Here is a 373-nt window from a genome sequence, read left to right as displayed (position 1 = left end):
CACGGCTCGTTCATGATCTCGTAGCCGGCGACGTTCTCGTTGCCCTTGAAGTAGTTGGCGACGGCCTGCCACATGATGCCGTAGTGGTTTTGCAACCCGATGCCGTCCGGCGTCTTCTCGTTGGCCCAGAACGCGTCCCACGCGTAGTTCTGTGCCGGGCTCACGAAGTAGCTGAACGGGAAGCCCACATCGAAGTTGGGCAGGCCACCGGTTAAGGTGGCCCACTCCGGTGCGCCGTCGCCGCCGAAGTAGCCACCGTAGAGGTCTTGGTGCATGTCGAGAATGACCATGATGTTGTGGTTGCCCAGGATTTCGACGGTGTTTTCGATGGAGGCCAGGTAGTCGTAGTCGATGACACCGGGTTCGGGTTGGA

The 373-nt window shown here is 60.1% G+C and carries 1 protein-coding gene; it reads right to left on the bottom strand.

What is annotated here, in order from left to right; translation table 11 throughout:
• The coding region (locus LI94_RS21530) for a cellulase family glycosylhydrolase (protein ID WP_046302539.1) at positions 1 to 373 on the bottom strand (373 nt) is incomplete at both ends.

Origin of the sequence: Mycobacterium sp. UM_Kg27, from assembly GCF_000972905.1 — a bacterium.
Lineage (GTDB): Bacteria > Actinomycetota > Actinomycetes > Mycobacteriales > Mycobacteriaceae > Mycobacterium.
The sequence above is the reverse complement of the archived record's forward strand: the minus strand, read 5'-3'. Positions and strand labels throughout refer to the sequence as shown.